General features: G+C 50.7%; 16 protein-coding genes. 3 read left to right on the top strand and 13 right to left on the bottom strand.

All coding sequences use genetic code 11. The features are described 5' to 3' along the window. The first annotated feature begins 29 nt into the window (after positions 1-29). Positions 30-2270 (top strand): glycosyltransferase, encoded by a 2241-nt coding sequence (locus NSQ24_RS13155; protein WP_031933319.1) that lies wholly within the window; start codon positions 30-32, stop codon positions 2268-2270. A 381-nt stretch (positions 2271-2651) separates the two neighbouring features. Here NSQ24_RS13155 and NSQ24_RS13150 read toward each other — a convergent pair whose 3' ends face one another. After that, positions 2652-3611: a GDP-mannose 4,6-dehydratase gene (locus tag NSQ24_RS13150; RefSeq protein ID WP_003386877.1), complete on the bottom strand. Its 960-nt coding sequence runs from the start codon at positions 3609-3611 to the stop codon at positions 2652-2654. A 265-nt stretch (positions 3612-3876) separates the two neighbouring features. Here NSQ24_RS13150 and NSQ24_RS13145 point away from each other — a divergent pair, with 265 nt between their 5' ends. After that, on the top strand, positions 3877-4917 hold the full coding sequence (locus NSQ24_RS13145) for a glycosyltransferase (RefSeq protein WP_024984772.1): 1041 nt from the start codon (positions 3877-3879) through the stop codon (positions 4915-4917). On the opposite strand, the gene NSQ24_RS13140 is transcribed toward NSQ24_RS13145, so the two are convergent. Together NSQ24_RS13140 and NSQ24_RS13135 are read right to left on the bottom strand one after the other, a co-directional pair. Further along, on the bottom strand, positions 4857-5606 hold the full coding sequence (locus NSQ24_RS13140; RefSeq protein WP_171506672.1) for a sugar phosphate nucleotidyltransferase: 750 nt from the start codon (positions 5604-5606) through the stop codon (positions 4857-4859). The two genes, NSQ24_RS13145 and NSQ24_RS13140, sit on opposite strands and share 61 nt — an antisense overlap. 266 nt (positions 5607-5872) lie before the next feature. Then, a complete protein-coding gene (locus NSQ24_RS13135) occupies positions 5873-6973 on the bottom strand; it encodes an inositol-3-phosphate synthase (protein WP_122958594.1) in 1101 nt (366 codons plus the stop codon). 195 nt (positions 6974-7168) lie between these two features. Here NSQ24_RS13135 and NSQ24_RS13130 point away from each other — a divergent pair, with 195 nt between their 5' ends. Then, positions 7169-7414: a cold-shock protein gene (locus NSQ24_RS13130; protein ID WP_051567420.1), complete on the top strand. Its 246-nt coding sequence runs from the start codon at positions 7169-7171 to the stop codon at positions 7412-7414. Positions 7415-7496: 82 nt separating this feature from the next. On the opposite strand, the gene cobU is transcribed toward NSQ24_RS13130, so the two are convergent. From cobU to NSQ24_RS13080, 10 genes are all read right to left on the bottom strand, one after another. Beyond that, the gene (gene cobU, locus NSQ24_RS13125; protein WP_003386884.1) at positions 7497-8078 is read right to left on the bottom strand and encodes a bifunctional adenosylcobinamide kinase/adenosylcobinamide-phosphate guanylyltransferase; all 582 of its coding nucleotides are present in this window, start codon (positions 8076-8078) and stop codon (positions 7497-7499) included. Between the two features lie 42 nt (positions 8079-8120). Further along, positions 8121-8903 carry an ABC transporter ATP-binding protein gene (locus tag NSQ24_RS13120; RefSeq protein ID WP_003386885.1) on the bottom strand — a complete coding sequence of 261 codons (783 nt, stop codon included), beginning with the start codon at positions 8901-8903 and terminating at the stop codon, positions 8121-8123. Beyond that, the gene (locus tag NSQ24_RS13115) at positions 8900-9946 is read right to left on the bottom strand and encodes an iron ABC transporter permease (protein ID WP_122958592.1); all 1047 of its coding nucleotides are present in this window, start codon (positions 9944-9946) and stop codon (positions 8900-8902) included. Before NSQ24_RS13115 ends, NSQ24_RS13120 begins: the two co-directional genes overlap by 4 nt. A 1-nt stretch (position 9947) precedes the next feature. After that, a complete protein-coding gene (locus tag NSQ24_RS13110) occupies positions 9948-10937 on the bottom strand; it encodes an ABC transporter substrate-binding protein (RefSeq protein ID WP_003386887.1) in 990 nt (329 codons plus the stop codon). A 407-nt stretch (positions 10938-11344) separates the two neighbouring features. Further along, positions 11345-12217, bottom strand: a complete 873-nt coding sequence (eutC, locus tag NSQ24_RS13105; RefSeq protein ID WP_003386888.1) for an ethanolamine ammonia-lyase subunit EutC — start codon at positions 12215-12217, stop codon at positions 11345-11347. A gap of 21 nt (positions 12218-12238) precedes the next feature. Next, positions 12239-13600 (bottom strand): ethanolamine ammonia-lyase subunit EutB, encoded by a 1362-nt coding sequence (locus NSQ24_RS13100; protein WP_122958590.1) that lies wholly within the window; start codon positions 13598-13600, stop codon positions 12239-12241. A 151-nt stretch (positions 13601-13751) separates the two neighbouring features. Then, complete coding sequence (locus NSQ24_RS13095; RefSeq protein ID WP_024984775.1) at positions 13752-14138, bottom strand: response regulator; 387 nt, start codon at positions 14136-14138, stop codon at positions 13752-13754. A 226-nt stretch (positions 14139-14364) separates the two neighbouring features. After that, on the bottom strand, positions 14365-15339 hold the full coding sequence (locus tag NSQ24_RS13090; protein ID WP_024984776.1) for a biotin-dependent carboxyltransferase family protein: 975 nt from the start codon (positions 15337-15339) through the stop codon (positions 14365-14367). A 1-nt stretch (position 15340) separates the two neighbouring features. Further along, a complete protein-coding gene (locus NSQ24_RS13085) occupies positions 15341-16228 on the bottom strand; it encodes a carboxyltransferase domain-containing protein (protein ID WP_339167974.1) in 888 nt (295 codons plus the stop codon). 14 nt (positions 16229-16242) lie between these two features. Continuing rightward, positions 16243-18237 carry a sigma 54-interacting transcriptional regulator gene (locus tag NSQ24_RS13080; RefSeq protein ID WP_081924465.1) on the bottom strand — a complete coding sequence of 665 codons (1995 nt, stop codon included), beginning with the start codon at positions 18235-18237 and terminating at the stop codon, positions 16243-16245. Positions 18238-18416: the final 179 nt, after the last annotated feature.

Raw genomic sequence — 18416 nt, 5'->3', positions numbered from 1 at the left:
CTGCATTCTACAGAAGAGAGTGATCAAAGGTGAACATTGCGTTCGATATGACATTTTCACAAAATGTGAGCAATGTAAGAGGAATCGGTCGATATTCCAAAAGCTTGCTGGAGCATATCGCCCTTCAAAGTGGAGACCATTCTTTTTTTTATTTTTATCCGGACCTGAGCGTCAGTCACGAACAGCTAAGGGAGCAACTGCAGCTTTTTATCAGGCAAAATAAAATCGATCTGTTCCATATTTTGAGTCCGTTTGAATGGACCAATTTTGCCATGATGAACAGAGAATGGTATGGAAAAACGAGGGTTGCCGCTACTCTCTACGACATGATCCCTTGGATTTACCAGCATATCTATTTATCGAATCCGCAATACCGCGAATTTTATCGAAATGTATTGGAATTCGTAAAATCCTGCGATATCATTTTTGCGATATCGGAGGCTACCAAGCAGGATGCTGTCAAGCTTGCAGGCATGGATCCTGAAAAAATCCATGTAGTCATGGGAGGCATGAACGAACAGTTTACATGTATTCCTAACTGTAACCAAATGGAGGTCAACTCCCGTTACGGCATCAGAAAGCCGTATGTCATGTGTACAAGCGGCATGGATTTTCGAAAAAATACAGACAAGTTGATAGAGGGCTTTGCCAAGGCAAACCAAGCGTTACACTTTTCCTATCAACTCGTGCTGTGCTGCGATGTTTCTCCTACTGACGTCGAACATTTGAAGAAGGTCGCGCAGAATGCCGGCACGGCCGACGACTTGATTATCACCGGTTATGTGCCCGACAGTGATTTAGTCAAGCTTTACAATGGGGCCGCTCTGTTTGCCTTTCCCTCTTTGTACGAAGGCTTCGGCTTGCCTGTACTGGAGGCGATGGCTTGCGGCGTGCCTGTGGTCACTTCCAACAATTCATCGCTGGCCGAGATTGCGGGCGATGCTGCTTATCTAATCAATCCGCACAGCACAGACGAAATCGCGTCCGGAATCTACAAGATGCTAACAAGCCCGGACCTGCAAATCGAATACCGCAAAAAAGGCTTTGTTCGAGCAGAGCAATTCCAATGGAGCGAAGTTGCACGCAAAGTAATGGATGGGTACCAGCTCGTTGTCCGTAAAAAAATCGCAATCTTTTCACCTCTCCCACCGATTCACTCCGGAATCGCCAATTATATGGCAAGTATCCTTCCATCCCTGCTGAAAAACTACGATTGCGATCTGTATATCGACGATGGCTACACACCCGAGCTTTCAGATACTGCACGTACAGCAAATGTTTATCATCATCGCATGTTCCCGGAAAAAGCGGATGAATACGATGCGATTTTGTATCAGATGGGAAACAGTTTTTACCATGCGTATATCATCCCGTATCTGAGGAAATACCATGGGGTGGTCGTGCTTCACGACCTGAATTTGCACGGGCTCGGCCAGTGGTGGGCGCTTGATAAAAATGATCTGGACACTTACCTCACCATGATCAAAGAAGAAGCAAAAGACGGTGACGATTCCCTGCTCCGTGCTGTCCTGAGCGGAAACATGGGAAGTCAATTTGATCATATCATCAATAAGTTTTATATAAACGGAGCAAAGTCGGTCGTGGTCCATAATCGCTATTGTTACGACGCTCTGGTCAATGACGGGGTCGAATCCGTAATTATGGCCCGTCTCCCCGCCAGTATGCCTTTCCAATCGCCAAAGAATCGCAACAACCGGTTCGTTTTTGCCAGTTTCGGCTTTTCCGGCCCGCACAAGCGTCTGGAGTCAGCTATCCGCTGCATCAAAATGCTTGTGAGCAAAGGGCATGACAACGTAGAATACCGAATTGTCGGAAGCTTTGACTCCGATTACGCCAATACCTTGAAAAGTCTGGTCACATCGCTCAAACTGCAATCTCACGTGACCTTCCTCGGTTACTTGCCAAATGAGGAGTACTATCAGCAGTTATCCCAAGCAGATGCCGTCATCAATTTGCGCTATCCTACTTGCGGCGAGTCCTCCGCTACATTGCTGGATACGCTAAGCCTGGGGATTCCGTCGATCGTCTCCGATATCGGATCCTTTCGCGAGATTTCCGACGAGGTGGTCCTCAAGGTACCGTCGCCCCTGCCTGACGACCAGCCACTGTTTGCCGCAATGCTGAAGCTCTATCAAGACCCAGACCTCCGCCAAGGGATGTCACGGAAAGCCAAAGAGTACGTATCGAGGTGCCATTCTGTCGAACAGTATATCGAACAACTGAACAAAGCGATTGAAGCCTCCTCCTGAATATAGCAAGGCCCCAAGCAGGTAGCTTGTATAAGCAGAAGGACCCCGGTCCCCGCCGAACAGTAAACCCGTTTGGATGCATCAACCATCGCCGCTTTATTGCAAATAGGCGGGAGAACCAAAGTGAAACTGACGATGCTTGTTGTGCGGAACCGCCTTTTCAGAGGCGGTTTTTTTGCATCCCGATGCTCTCGGCTTTGATCAGCAGGCGGAAACGAACCAGGTAAGTTTTTGCGGGGCGATTGTTCCTTTTGAGGGCACAAGCCCTGTCGCTCCTGATGTCCCTGTCGCTTCTCATCCGCCTATCAACAAAAAAAGAGAGGGAAATTCTCCCCCCCTACTTCCGTTTTCCCATCCAATTTTTCGATCAGCATTTCGCGGTCATACGCGGGCACGCCAGTAATCGAGCAGATCTTTCAAGGTTTGCTCAAAAGGAATTTCCGGTTTCCATCCCGTTTGTTGATGAAACTTGTCGTAATTCCCAAGCAGGATTTCAACGTCAGATGGCCTCATTCTGCTTGGGTCTGGCGTAATGGTAATGGCTGCCTGGCTCAGTGAAAGAAGCTTATTCAACATTTCCTCAATCGTGTAGGTAACTCCCGACGCGATGTTGTACACCTCGCCCGGGACACCTTTTTCCACGGCCAGCCAGTAGGCTCTGACGACATCTCTGACATCCGTGAAGTCCCTTTTCGCCTGAAGATTGCCAACGTACAGAACAGGAGGTTTGATCCCCTTCTCGATCTCTGCAATTTGCTTGGCAAAGTTGGAAGTCACAAACGCTTCGCCTCGACGCGGGCCTGTATGATTGAAGGTTCGGGTACGTATCGTTTTGAGACCGTAGCTCTGGTAATACTGATAGCCCAAATAATCCTGCCCTACTTTGCTTACGGCATAAGGGCTTAGCGGACGGAGCGGGTTATCCTCCTTAATCGGGACTTCATGCGCATATACTTGCCCGTACTCTTCACTGGAACAAGCGATTTGAACGGTGCAATCCAGTTGATGCTTTAGTATAGCCTCAAAAAGGTTCACTTGACCAATTTGATTGACGATTAACGTTTCCGCCGGTGCATTCCATGACGTCGGTACAAAACTTTGAGCGGCCAGATGAAAAATGTAATCGGGTTTAACCGCTTTGATCATCTCATCAACGGAACGCGGGTCTTTCAACTCACATTCGACCATATGGATGTCATCCTGGATATGCTTGATGTGATCCATTCTGCTCCTGAGTCGATAGGTACCGTATACTTCCATATCCTTTTTGTTCGCTAACAACCATTCTGCGAGGTGGCTTCCGGCAAATCCGGTGATTCCGGTGATTAGAGCTTTTGGCATCGTGTTCCTCCCTGATCCTCAGTCAAATTATTTGGGCCATGCTGGCGGTGTTCTGGGCTGGCATGATCCCCTTTGATGTACGGTCCCCCATGAAGGGACAGAACTCATGCAGGTTGCAGCATTGGTATTGAAATATTCCACACACCCGCAATTTATGACGAACGGGACTTCTTCGCCCCTACAATCGTCAGAAACTGTTGGAAAAGCGTACTAGCTCCTTTCATATGCTGTTAGAAGCGGCAAAACAATGAGTAAGAGGATCGTGATGTCTATGCAAATTGCGTTTTATTACGATTCGTCATTTGATTGGAACGACAATGATCTTGAAAATAAAGGGGTCGGTGGATCTCAATCGACGCTTATCAGAATGACTAGAGAACTGGCAAAGCGCCACGAGGTGACTGTTTTCAACAGCACAACCAAAGAGGGCCGATACAACGGCGTCACCTACCGCAACTATCAAACGTATAGGAGCGACCAATTCTGGGATGTGTTTGTCAGTTACAGATGCGCATTGCCCAGTAGCGGAGTAAATGCGGCATGCAAGCTTCACTGGTGCATCGATCCCGGTGACAATACGGTCGAAAAAGACCTTCCCTTTATTGACAAAGTCATCACCATCAGTCCATTCCATACGAAAATGATGAGCAATATTTTTCACATCGACAAAAGCAAGATATACGAGGCCCGCCTCGGGATACAGACAGAAGACTACTGGGATTGCCTCCCGAAAACAAAAAACAAACTCATATTCTGTTCAGCTCCTGACCGCGGATTGAGGCATGTTCCGCAGATTTTTTCCCTGATCAAAAAAAAGATACCTGATGTATCGCTCGTCATCACCATGGATTACAGCTTATGGGGATTCAAGCCTGAAACAGAACCGTATCGCGAATTGTTTAAGGGAATGGAGGGCGTTACCTATTTGGGAAAAGTCTCGCAGCAGCAATTGGTCCATGAGCAAAAAACAAGCATGATTCATATATACCCCTGCGACGGTCCCTATGAGATGTTTTGCTTGGCTTCCATGGAGTGCCAGGCAGCAGGAACACCGACCATCGCGACCAATCAGGGCGCCCTTTCCACTACAGTCCAAGACGGCAAGACCGGGAAATTGATTTATACATTGCCTGATTATGATTCATGCTTCTATCAGACATTCGCGGATACGGTGACTACGCTCTTGAGCGATCCCATCGAGTGGCAGAGAATGAGCACGTATGCGAGAGAAAGAGCATTTGTCCACTATTCATTAAAGGGCCTGGTGCTGGAGCTGGAAAAAAGGTTCACGGATTGGAGCCGTTGATTCACACGGTGATAGGACTGCAGCGTCCCTGCGTCCTCCCACCAGCCGGGCAAGATATGATAGGTGGCTTCTCCCGCGGAAATAAAGAGGTTATTCACATCTGTTATTTCCAGCTCTCCTTTCGAGGAGGGATGGATTTTCTCGATGATGTCAAATACGTCTGGTCGGTACATGTAAATGCCGGTTACCGCAAATGGAGATTTCGGGTTGACCGGCTTTTCTTCGATCGCTATTAAACGCTGTCCCTCGAATTCTGCAACGCCAAAATGTTGGGGATCAGCTACTTCCGCCAACAGGAGGTGCGCTTTTTCCCGCCCCTTGGCAAATTGCCGGATAAAAGGGGCCAACTCGGCTTGAAACAGGTTGTCACCGAGATGGACGACAAAGGGGGAATCGCCCACGAATTCTTTTCCCAGGCTGACTGCTTCCGCTATGCCACCCGGCCGGTCTTGAACACGGTAGGTGAAACGGACCTGAAACTCGTTGCCGCTCCCGAGAAGCCGCGAAAAATAGCCCAAATCTTCTTTTCCCGTAATGATCAAGATGTCGGTGATACCCGCTTGCCTTAATTTGTAGATGGGATGGAAGATCATAGGGAATGTTCCGACCGGCAGTAAATGTTTATTGACAACATTCGTTAGCGGGTACAGCCGGGTTCCTTTTCCTCCAGCGAGTATCATGCCTTTCACGGATCTCCTCCTCCTTCCCCGAAAACACCGCTTTGCCTTCCTGTTTTCACTTGCCAGCGCTCTTGTATAAATGCCAACTGCCCGTCCAGAATCGTGACACCTATAGTTGGCACGTAATGGCACACCTGACTGTAGGCAAAAGTCTTGCGTGATTCCCTGTTATCTTTTTCATCATATTAAGCCTGCTCCGGATTGGAAACGGCGACTGTCCTTTGTCTGCATCAATCAAAATGCCCCTCCGGTAATTGGCTGGAGAGGCATTTTCACTAACGGTCTTCTTTCCCCTCGATGAAAGCTTCCAAAAGGCTGCGGGCTGCTTCGTCTGTATACTGCACGAGCGGATGTTTCATCGTATAGGCGGCGACAGAGGTCAATGCCCCCGCTATCCCGCGGTCTAACGCCAGTTTGCAGCAGCGGATCAGATCGATCACAACCCCTGCGCTGTTTGGCGAATCTTCGACCGAAAGTTTCAATTCCACACTGATTTTGTTTCCCCCGAACTGGGTTCCTTCCATCCGGACATAACAGACTTTATTATCCTGAAGCCAGCTTATATAGTCGCTGGGACCGATATAGATATCTTCCTCATGGAGAGGCGTTTCCAATTGGGATTGGACCGCTTCGGTTTTTGACACTCGTTTCATTGTCACCCGATCGCGATTTAGCATATTTAAAAAGTCGGTGTTGCCTCCGATATTGATTTGGTACGTATGGTCAATCTTGACACCTCGTTCGGCAAAAAGCCTCGTCAGGACGCGATGGATAATGGTGGCCCCTACCTGGGACTTGATATCATCGCCAATAATCGGAAGCCCGGCTTTTTCAAATTTCTCCACCCAAACAGGGTCCGATCCGATAAAGACTGGTATACAGTTGATAAAACCTGCACCTGCCTCAAGCGCTGCCTCTGCATAGAATTTGCTGGCTTCCAAACTCCCGACCGGAAGAAAGTTGATGACCATCTCCGCACCGCTGGATTTCAGTTCCTCGACAACATCACACGCGGGCTCGTTTGACAAGTGAAACCGTTTTTCCACCGGGTACATGTGCATGTGCTGAGACATGCCGTCGAGGAGATGGCCCATTTTGACCATAACGGGTGATTGGTCGATTTCTCGCACAAACACATTGGTGCAGTTGGGAGGAGCGAAAACAGCTTCGTGCAGAGGTTTTCCCACCTTGCGACTATCGACATCAAATGCTGCGACAACCTCTATATCTCCAGGGAGATACCCGCCGATCGAGCGGTGGATCAACCCCTCATCTTCTCCGTTGCTCCTGTGCTTGTAATAGGTGATCCCCTGCAACAGAGCGGAGGCACAGTTTCCGACCCCGACTATCGCGACTTTTATTCCAGGCACGTTCATTCCTCCCTTATTTCTCAACCATCCATGTGGTTCTCCGAATTTACGCCGTACGATAACTATTGCAGTTTATGCAAGCTTTCCGCCGAAGTGAACCACGCTGTATTTACTATTTTTCCTGAATAAAATACAGAGATTGTCATATAGTATAGGGAGTACTAGAACACCACCGAAGAAAGATTAGAAATCGACCGGAAAATGAGTGTTTCAAGCTGCATTGCTACGGAAACAAGCTGGAGGTGTTTGCAGTTGTATTCAAAAAGAAATCAGGAGCCCGTGGTGGAAGAGGAAACGGCCATTTGGACCTGCAGCAAGGATGATTGCTCTTGCTGGATGAGGGAAAATCTAACCTTTGAAAAAGAGCCGACCTGCCCCATCTGCAGTTCCTCGATGATGAGAGATATGAGAATGCTTCCTCCGCTTACCTGGAACGTGTTCAAATAAGGTACAGGAAAAAGGCCTACCCGTTTTTTTTAGGTAGGCCTTTCGCCTTCAAAAAATACATGCCGCTCCATCTAAATGGTGGCTATTGACAGCCCGTATCGAAGCGATACGCCCGGCTTTTTATCTCGATCGGGATTCCTGCTGTGACCAAAAATACTTGGTCACTGATGCTGGCTACCTGCTGATTAAGAATACCCGCCAAATCTCGAAACTGTCTCCCCAGCAAATGGTCCGGGACGACGCCGTACCCTACCTCATTGGACACGAGCAAGACCGTACCGGGGAAGGTCTTTACTGTGTCCGTCAATTCTCCGATCAGGCGAGTGACGTTCTCCACCGGCCGTTCGTGCTCATACCGAAGCAGCCAATTTGACAGCCAAAGCGTCAGACAATCTACGAGTATCACTGTTTCCCGGTTAATAATAGGAGGCTCGCCCTTCCATTTGTCCAAAAGGCCGCACAAATCGAACGGCTCTTCCACTGTCAGCCACGGAAATGCTGAGCGCGCTCTCTCCGCCCGATGCTGCTCAATCCTCTGCCGCATCTCTTCATCGCCAATCGTGGCGGTTGCTACGTACAACGCACTCTGCCCCAGATGGGCTGCATAGCTCGCCGCAAACCTGCTCTTTCCGCTTCTGACGCCTCCGGTTATCAATGAAATCATCGTACAGCCTCCTTGTCTGAAAAAAGCAGACGCCGGCTCGATTTATGAATCTTTTGCAGATCGGAGCAGCATCTGGGGCAAATGATGGAACGGGTGGTCGAGAATGATAGGTCTGATCCCGTAAACCTCATAAATCAAGTCCTCGCGAAGCAGCTCGCCGGGTTTTCCTACCCCGATCTGCCGTCCCTTGTCCAGCAGGAGAATCCGGTCACAGTACAGAGAAGCCAGATTCAGATCATGCAGTACCGCAACTACTGTTGCCTGCTCCGCCCTTTGCCAACGGTGAACGGTGTCCATCAACTGGATTTGATAGCCGATATCCAGGAAGGTGGTCGGCTCATCCAGCAGCAGCAGCTCTGGCTCTTGAGCCATCACCTTGGCCAGTCCGACGCGCTGTTTTTCCCCGCCGCTCAATTTTTCCAATGTCCGATGCTGCAATTCCGTCAGACCCAGCGTCTGCAAAATGCCATCAATCAGCGGAGCCGAGTCTCCCCGTTCCGTCCCAAGCCAGCTTTGATACGGAAACCTGCCCATTTCCACGACCTCTCTCACACTGAACCCGATAGAGGGCAACGGCTCCTGCTGCAGGACAGCCAGCCACGCAGCCAAGTCCTTGCGCTGATGCGCTTCGGCCTGTTTTCCCCTCAGCCAGATTTGTCCGCGATCAGCCGCCTCCACGGCAGACAGAAGCTTTAGAAGGGTAGACTTGCCGCTCCCGTTTGGACCGATAATCCCGAAAAACTCGCCCGGCTTCACTTCAAAGGCGATGTCCTGCAGCACGGACTTGCCGTTGTATGACTTCCACACATCCACGACGCGAATCAAGCTTCTCCCTCCTTTCCGGCACGCTGTTTTTTCCGCAGCAAATAAGCGAAGAAAGGTGTACCCAGAAAAGCCGTCACGACGCCCAACGGTATTTCTGTCGGGCTGAGCAGCGTACGGGCCAGAGTATCGGCCCACAGTACGTAGATTCCCCCGTAGAGCGCTGACATAGGCAGCAGCAGGCGGTAATCAGGTCCGGCCATCAGTCTCACCAGATGCGGTACAACCAGTCCGACAAATCCGATAATTCCCGATACGGATACCGCTACGGCTGTCAGCAGGGTCGACACTGTGAGTACAACCAGCTTCGTACGGTCCACTTGCACACCGAGATGCGCCGCTTGCCTCTCGCCGAGAGCGAACAAATTTAACGTCCGTCCATACCCCATCAGAATGATAAGACCGAGAAGCAGACAGGGAAGCAATACGACCGAGAAAGACCACCCGCGGAAAGCCAGGCTTCCCATCAGCCAAAAGACGATCTCATTGACGACCTGGTCAGACAGGGAGACGAGAAAGGAGACAATCGACCCGAGAAACGCCTGAGCAACGACACCTGACAAGATCAGCGTTTCAATATGTATTTTGCCTTGTGAATGCGCCAGCCTGATTACCAGCCACAAGCTGATCAGACCCGTCGTAAAGGCAGCGAGCGGAACGGACCACTGACCGAGCAAACTGAACTGCCATCCAAATAAAATAAGCGTCGCCGCTCCGATCGCAGAGCCGGATGCGACCCCGAGCGTGTACGGATCAGCCAGCGGATTGCGCAATATCCCTTGAAAGCCCGCCCCGGCCAATGAAAGGCAAGCCCCCACCAATACAGCCAGCAGAACGCGGGGAAAACGAACCTTCATGACGATTTGCTCGGCAGACTCCGGCCATTGGACAGTTATCAATGTCCCAATTCCCGGCAGCTTATGCAGGAGAATGCCCCAGACCTGTGTGAGCGGCAGTTCTGCCGAGCCCAGCGAAAGACTCATGCCGACAGACAGAAAGAGGAGCAGTACACCTGCCCCTCCGAACAACAGGAAGCGTGCTTTCATTTTATTTCAACCGCTCCGGATAAATGGCTTTGGCCATTTCGTACAATCCCTGTGTGATGCGCGGACCTGGTCGGGACAGAATATTATGGTCCAAGCCGATCACCTGGTTGTCCCGGATCGCTTTGATTTTGTCCCAGCCGCTTCTTTTCCGAATGGTTTGGTCCAACGTTTCGCCTGTCTTTTCATCTGTGAAGCCTTGCGCAAACAAGATCACATCCGGATCTTCCTTCACAATTTTTTCTTCGCTGACCGGGTTCCAGCCCTGGGTGTCGGAGGCGATGTTGATGCCTCCTGCCATCGTGATCAACTCGTCCAGGAACTCGCCCTTCCCGACTGTCCACCCTGCTGAAAACTCCAAATACACCTTCTTCTTTTCTTCCGGCTTCAAATCTTTGACAGCGTCTGTCACCTTGCCGATATCGGCTTTCATCCGGGAAACCAGTTCTTCCGCTTGAACTTGATGATCTGTAATTTGTCCCAAAAGCAAAATGTTTTCCATGATATCCTGAACCACTTTCGGACGCAGCGTAATGACCTGCAGGTCCAGGGACCGCAATTTTGTGACGACATCCTCTTTCATGGAAATACCGCCAACGACGAGATCCGGGCTTTGCGCGAGGATCGCTTCTTCATTAGGCGAGAGAACCCCGCCCACCTTCGGCTTCGATTTTGCCTCCTCGGGGTAGTCGTCGTAATCGGAAACAGCGACGACCTTATCGCCGAGCCCAAGCGCAAACAGGATTTCCGTCTCAGCTGGCGAGGCAGAGACGATCCGCTCCGGCGCCTTGGCAAAAGTCAGCTCTTGACCGGTAGAATCCTTTATTGTCAAGGGATAGCTTGTTGCTTTTTCGCTCTTCGCTTCTGTACTTTGAGAAGGTGGTTGTTGTGTGGATGCTTGCTCGGATTGTTTCGCCGGTTGGCTACCCTCCCCACATCCCGCCAGGCTGATCGCCACGAACAGTGAAAACAGGAGAAACATGCAGCGTTTCATACGAATCTTCCCTTCTTTCAAGAAATGCGAGGAAACCGGTCGCTCAACCCTGTATCCCGCAGCCCGGACGCAGCGAAACGCCCTTTGTTCCTAAGTGGAAAACAGAGGGCACGTACATCAGGGCGCCTATCATTATATCATTGCGGCCATGAAAAAAGAAACATATCTCCGCTCTTGTCCGCAGCAGAGGCATGCTTCTTTCCTCATTTTCCTCTGTCATTTGGTTTCGGGTCGGTTTGCTTCTGCAACCGCCCTTCCGCATCCAGTTAGTTCATTCGTTCTGTCAATTCAACTGTTCTGTCAATTCTTCTGTTCAGTCATTTCATCTATTTCGTCTTTTTCACCCGCTCAGTCATTTCATCTGGTTCATCTTCTCATCTGTCTCATCCCCAGTGGCTCGCCCCAGCTTATCTTGATCTCAACCTGGCAAGAGTCACGCCGCTTGCCTGATAACGCAGAATATCATCGAGCAGCTCTGCCAGATAGGCCCCAGCCTCGATCGGCGGCGTCCCCCCTCGATGGATATTGGAAATAACCGTCCGGTCAGATTCCACTGTCTGTGCACTTGGCTGATAGATCATATAAGCGCTGAGGCTCTCCGCGGTAGCAAGTCCAGGTCTCTCGCCGATCAGCGATATGACCGCCTTGCACTTGACGATAGAGGCGATCTGATCCTGTACCCAGACCCGTCCCCGTTTTACAAATACAGGTTTTCCCGTGCTAATGTTGCGCAAAGCCAAACCTTGCAGGAGGGCGGGAAGCAGATCGGGAATATTCGCTTCGATCGCCGATGTGCTGAGTCCATCGGATACGACGATTTGCACATCCTTTCCTTTATCCCCGTTCTGCTCCAGCCATCGCACGGATTCATCGGATAGTCTGCGCCCCGATTCCAGATTCATGAGGTATTCCTGCATATCGGCAGATTTCGTCTGCAAGATGGGCAGACCCAGCTCACGCAGAAGATCTTCGCCGATATCCTTCGTCACCGCGTCTCGGGCTGCTGCCTGATCAATCCGAAATTGCAGGTAGCTCCGCGTTTTCATTCTCGTTCCCGCGCGGCCGATCCCGATACGTGCAGGTGTCCGACTCATCGCTCTTTCCAGCGACTCCCGGTCCTTCGGCTTCTCGACCCCCATTTCTTTGTCCTCCGGAAAGTATATGGGATCACTTGAATGAGCCCCCGCCTGAAGTGGCTCTTTTTTTGCCGACGAGGAACTCTGCTTTGCCAGCTCAACCAACACGCGATCGACAAGCTCATCAAGATTAACCTGCTTCATGTTTCTTCGCCTCCCGCCACTCTAATCAAAAATCGTCAGATCTCCTGCATACTCAGTCAACCTGCCGTCCTCCATGATCCCCATCTTTTCCAGCCATTGTTCAAATTCCCGCAACGGCCTCAGCCCGAGTATTTCCCGCAGGCTCGCGTCATCGTGATAGCTCGTATCCTGGTAGCTGAGCATGACGTCATCTCCCCCGGGCACGCCCATGTAAAAATTCGCCCCTGCCAAAGCAGTCAGCATGCCGGCAATTTCCTGATCATTTTGGTCTGCGTACATGTGATTCGTATAGGTGGGAGCGATGCCCATCGGCAGTCCGTGCATTTTCCCCATAAACAAGTCCTCCAGATCCGCCCGGATCATCTGCCTGCCGTCATACAGCGTCTCCGGACCGATAAAGCCGGAAACGTTATTCACCATAAACGGCTTCCAGTGCCTGCAAAAACCATAGGTTCGAGATTCCAATGTCTGCATATCGACTCCTTCGTGTGAATCCAAAGATACCTCAGACCCTTGCCCTGTTTCAAAATACATCACATTGGGACCGGTCGCCGTTCCGTAGCGAAGCATCAGCTCCATGCCCTCGTCCAAAATTTCTTTGGAGACACCGAAGGCCTCATTTGCCTTTTGCGAACCGGCCAGGCTTTGAAACATCAGCGAGATAGGAGCGCCGTTCCGGAGAGCCTGCATCTGCGTAGTAATGTGAGCCAGTACGCAGTTTTGCGTCGGGATTTGCCAGCGTTGAATGAATTCATGCGACATGACGAGCAGCTTGGTAACGCTTTCAACCGAATCGTTATTCGGATTGATTCCGATGACTGCATCGCCTGATCCGTAGGAGAGCCCCTCTTTGATCGAGGCGAGGATGCCTTCCGGGTCGTCGATCGGATGATTGGGCTGACAGCGGAAGGCAAGGCGCCCCGGCTCTCCAATCAATGTGTTGCAATAGGCCTGGTACCTCATCTTTTGAGAAGCCATGACCAGATCAATGCTGGACATCAGCTTGGCTACCGCCGCTATCATCTCGCTGGTAAGTCCGCGGCTAAGCCTGGTCAGCTCTGGCATGCGGGCTTTTCGAGACAAAATGTAATCGCGCAGTTCACCCACTGTCCAATGCTTGATTTCATTGTAGACGGTCAAATTGAGATCGTCGTAAATAATGCGTGTGACCTCATCGTCTTCATAGGCAATAACGGGATTTTCATAGATGTCAGATAGCAGCATCTCGCTCAGCACTACTTTGGCTGCCATCCTCTCCAGGGCCGACTGGGCGCCGATCCTGCTCATTTGGTCACCCGACTTCTCCTCGCTTGCTTTGGCCAAAACATCTTTGACAGATGAAAATTGATAGTGCTGCTTCCGGATTACGCAAGACAACTTCATATCTCGTTCCTCCCTCGCTTGACTGGCAAGCGGTCTTTATTCATGGGCAGTACAAAAAGAAAAAGCGCCTTGAATACAGGACAACATGGTTGTCCCCACTCAAAGCGCCGTCGCTTTTCCAATATCAACTTTACGGTTCGCAGGTGAATGCTCACGCCTCTGCCTGTCTGTGACGATCAATCATCATCTCTACAGCAGGCAGCAGCTCTTCTTCGGAAACCGGCTTGACCAGATAGCCGCAAACGCCGGCCCTCTCTGCCTCGACGAGCATTTCTCTTTGGCTGTAGGCCGTGAGAAGCAGAACAGCCGAGTTTGAGGTGTCCCGAATTATTTTCGTCGCCTTCAGGCCGTCCATGATCGGCATTTTTACGTCCATAATAATGAGATTGGGCTTCCACTTTTGCGTCAATTCGATCGCTTCTTTACCATTTCTGCCTTCCGCTACAACGTCATAGCCTACTTCTTGCAGCATTTCCCGGATATCCATCCGGGTGATCGGCTCATCGTCGATGACCAGTATTTTGTAGCGCTGACGCAATTCTCCTCCCCCTTTACATGAGATGGATCGTGGCCGCCCATTTTCCGTCCTTCTCCCCGAGACTTTGACGCCATTGTCGCCATCACGGTTTGCAGACGGCTGTTGCCATGAAAGACTGCCGAAATGCGTAGGGCAAGAAGCACCTGAATAATAGTTGGAATAATCATATTATACCGATTATTCATGTCGTCCGCCAGTCCTAATGTCCTCTGGCAAAAACGTGGTTTTAACGGAGCAGCTCTTGCACGGCCAAAATTTTTCGCTTTTTGGACAACCTCGCTTCGATTGCCTGGTCCACGGTGACTGCCAAAAAACGCGTTTTCGTATTCGGCCTGGATTGGGCGATCAAGTCGAGATCAGCATTGATGGCCGTTCCGATCGTGACAAAGCCCCCTCCTGTTGTCGCATCGCGCAAAAGCAGGATCAATTCTTTTTCGTTTGGCACCATGATCGCGCCAATAGGGTAGACGATATCGACGACATTGGATGAGTTGTTTCCCGCTCCAAACGGTGGATCGAACGGTTTGAACGATACGGTGGCCCCTGTATATCGGTAGGCGATATTATTTGACTCCAGCCCCACCTGCCACTCCGAGTTGAGAAATGTTTTTATCCCTTCATCACTCAAGCGGTAGCTGGATAAGCCCACCACCACCCGGATGTCCATCTCATTCGAAAATGCAGGGATGTATTCGTCGGGAATTCGCCGGCCAACCTGGTGAAAAACGCCGGGCAAAGGCTCTCCGATCTGCACCTCGTCGCCCGCCTGCAGCTTTCTGCCGTGAAAGCCGCCTAATTGACTAAGCACATAGGTCGACTTGCAGCCGAGGACATCCGGCACTTGAATGCCTCCGGATACGCATAGATAGGTTTTGACTCCCTGCGTGGTCATCCGAAATGCGAGCATATCTCCTTCCTGTATCACCAGCGATTCCCACATCGGCACCGGCTGCTCATTGAGCCTCACCTCGCATGGAGCTCCCGTTATGGCGATTACCGTCCTTTTGCAAAATTCAATCACCGGACCGAGCAGCGTAATTTCCAAGGCGGCGTAATCATGCGGATTCCCCAGCAAAATATTGCCCAGTACATAGGAGTATTTGTCAGCGGCTCCCGAAGGCGGCACCCCCAGATGATAAAACTCCTTTCTGCCCATATCCTGAACCAGTGTCTGCAAGCCGCCATCCCTGATCCGCAGCATATTAAAAGTCCTCCATTACTTGCTTGATGTACGCTTCTCTTTTCGCGAAGTATTCCTCCGGGGAAAAATCGACGTATTTCATCCGGTAACGGTACGTCCCGGCTTCTACTTGCGAAAGAATCTGCTTGTACTCCCGCTCTTCAACCGGGCGATGCTTCCAGATGTCACCGGGCCTGGCCAGGAAAAACGAGTCGCGCAAATCCTCAAGCTTGCCTGACTGATCAAAGACTGGCACCGCGGCCATTCCGATCAGCTGGTAGCTGCCCGGAGCGGACAGCGGATAGATCACCGTAAAGGCTCCTCCGAGGCCGACAGCTCTTCCGGGCGTATCCGTCCGCGGACTTGCGTATTTGGGTGTCTGGATGATCTGATCCTTCCTGAGGCCCAGCGGGTACTCCCATGCGGTTCCCGGAATAAAGCCCATCATCGAGATTAAGTATGGACTGCGGGAATGCGCCTCGATAAAGGCTTCCTTTTCCTTGAAGCCGTTCAGCTTCATCACGAGCTCAAAGTTGCTGATGTTTTCATTGATGATGTTGCGCTCTTGAAAGCGTCTGCTGTACTCCCTCGTGATCGGATCGTCGTACCAGATTGGAATCTCGACGATACGGACTTCGAGATTCAAAGCGGCAGGGTTGCTTTTGGTCATGTCGATTTCCTTTAAATAATCGAGCAAATTCGCTGCCGGGATCACTTCCGGATCAAAACGGATCAGGTACGAAGAATTGGATGGGCAGATGTCAAGAATGCCCGGGATTTGCCTTCTTCGCAGCTCGCTCGTGATCGCCAGTGCTTTGAAGTTGCTCTCTTCGCTCATGTCTCGGGAAATTTCCGCATAGATGTATTCATCTCCGCCAAAGTCGAATCTCGTCTCGGGCAGTGTGAACATCGTCACCCCTCCTTTCAGGAAAGCAGCTTTTGCATCCGTCTGCTCAAGGTCGCGGGGCTGACGCCCAGAATCTGGGCGACCTTGGCAGCGGTCCCGTACTTTTGCAAGGCGAGACTGATCAACTGCGTCTCTACTTCCTCGACCGCCTCTTTCAAAGGAATAATCTCACGGACGATCGGTTTTTTCTCCTGATCGCGCGGCTTGCTTTCGTACAGGTTGGACAGCACATCGCGGGCACTGATATGCTCCTCCCTCGCCGTCACCACCAGACGCTCGATCATGTTCTGCAGCTCCCGAACATTCCCGGGCCAGTGGTATCCTTCCAGGACATGCAGCGCTTCCTTGGTCAATACCTTGTCCAGCTTGTACATTTGGTTGTAAACCTGCAAAAAATGGACGGACAACGGAATGATGTCCAGAGTACGCTGGCGAAGGGGCGGAATATCGATGGGAATGACGTTCAAGCGGTAGTACAAGTCTTCGCGGAATAAATTTTTCCGTACCAGCTCGTGAATATTTTGGTTCGTGGCCGCAATCACTCTCACATCGATGGAAATTGTCCGGGTGCCGCCGACCCGCATCATCTCTCTTTCCTGCAGGACACGCAAGAGCTTTACCTGCATGTTGTAAGGCAACTCGGTTACTTCATCCAAAAAGATGCTTCCTTTGTGAGCAAGCTCAAACAGTCCCGGCTTTCCCCGCTGATCCGCTCCGGTAAACGCTCCTTTTTCGTAACCAAACAGCTCGCTTTCCATCAAGGTTTCCGGTATCGCGCCGCAATTTACCCGAATGAACGGCTCGTTGTGTCTGTGACTGTACTCGTGGATGGCTTTGGCAAAGACCTCCTTGCCGACACCGGACTCGCCGGACAACAGCACGGTCGAATCCACTTTGGCGATATGCCTGCACTCGTCCACCAACCGTTCCATGACTTGCGAGCGAAAGATGAGCTTGCGCTGACCGTCATGTTTCTGTGTCAATAGCTGGTCCAGCTCCTGCTTGTATTCCTCTGATTGCTTTTTGGCCATTTCCAGCTCGGCGCGCAGCTCGTGAATGCTCGTAATGTCCTCCGACAGAATCACGATTTTCTCGATTTTGTCTCCGTGAAAGACTGGCGTCGCCACCGACCAGACTTTTTTCCCGTTTTTCGCCTCCTGGATCAGCGACAAACGCTTCTTTTGGGCAAGGCACAAATCGGTGATGTTGGGAGAAAAGGCGCCTTCCTTTTCCAGCTCATAGACGTTTTTCCCGATCAGTTTTTCTGCTGACTCCTGCTGCCAAAACCCTTGCAAAAAAGTACCCGCCACGCGAATGATGGTTCCTGCCCGATTGACGACGGTAATCTGCTTGTTCGTCGATGAATACACAGCTTTCAAGTCATCGTTGAAATTGCGGAGAAACTCGAGCTCGTTGACGGCATCCCCGAGCTTCTCCCGATTGGAGAAGAGGTGAACGATCCCGATAATCTTGTCGTTTTCATACAACGGGGAAATATTGCCGCTTGTCCGTTTAAAATTGATCGAGCACTCGACCATTACCATTTGTTTCCCGGTCAGCACTTCATCGAGATCTCTTTCGACCGTGATCAGCGTTTTATAGTTGCGATAGAGAAGGACGTGTTTGGGAAGGCCGAGGATTTGTTCCGCAGTTTCATTCATGAAAGTGATTTCAAAATCGGAATCGGTCGTGATAATTCCGATCCCGGAGCTGTCAAAGATGCGGTTTACCTGCTGGAGCTTGTATACATTCAACAGATTCTTTGTATCCCTGGCTGTCGTATAGCCCGTAATCGCTCCGGATTCATTAACCCCGAGTACGACAGAGATGTTGTGATAAAACGAAATGGCCCCTTCTTCCGGCACCTTCACCATATCAGCCCGATACGCAATTTTCCCTTGCAACGACTGTTGGCTCTGCAGTTGTTTCAACAGAGAATCCTTGTCCACATACCCGATGATCTCATCGTTTTCGCTGCTGACGAAAAGCAGCTCTCCCTTTTGTTCTTCCATGGCGAGTATCGCCTCTTGCAAAGTCCGGTCTTTCGAAATTGGTGCGGAAACCTTTTGTAAAACATCTTTCCAAACGAGCACAAGGACCCCTCCGGACGATTATTTTTACTTTTCCGACTTTTCACTCATTTTACATTTTACCACACCTTCTCCGTTCTTTCACTTTTGAAATATGCTGT

Source organism: Brevibacillus sp. FSL L8-0520, from assembly GCF_037963895.1.
GTDB lineage: Bacteria > Bacillota > Bacilli > Brevibacillales > Brevibacillaceae > Brevibacillus > Brevibacillus borstelensis.
This window is presented reverse-complemented; position numbering and strand designations above follow the sequence as displayed.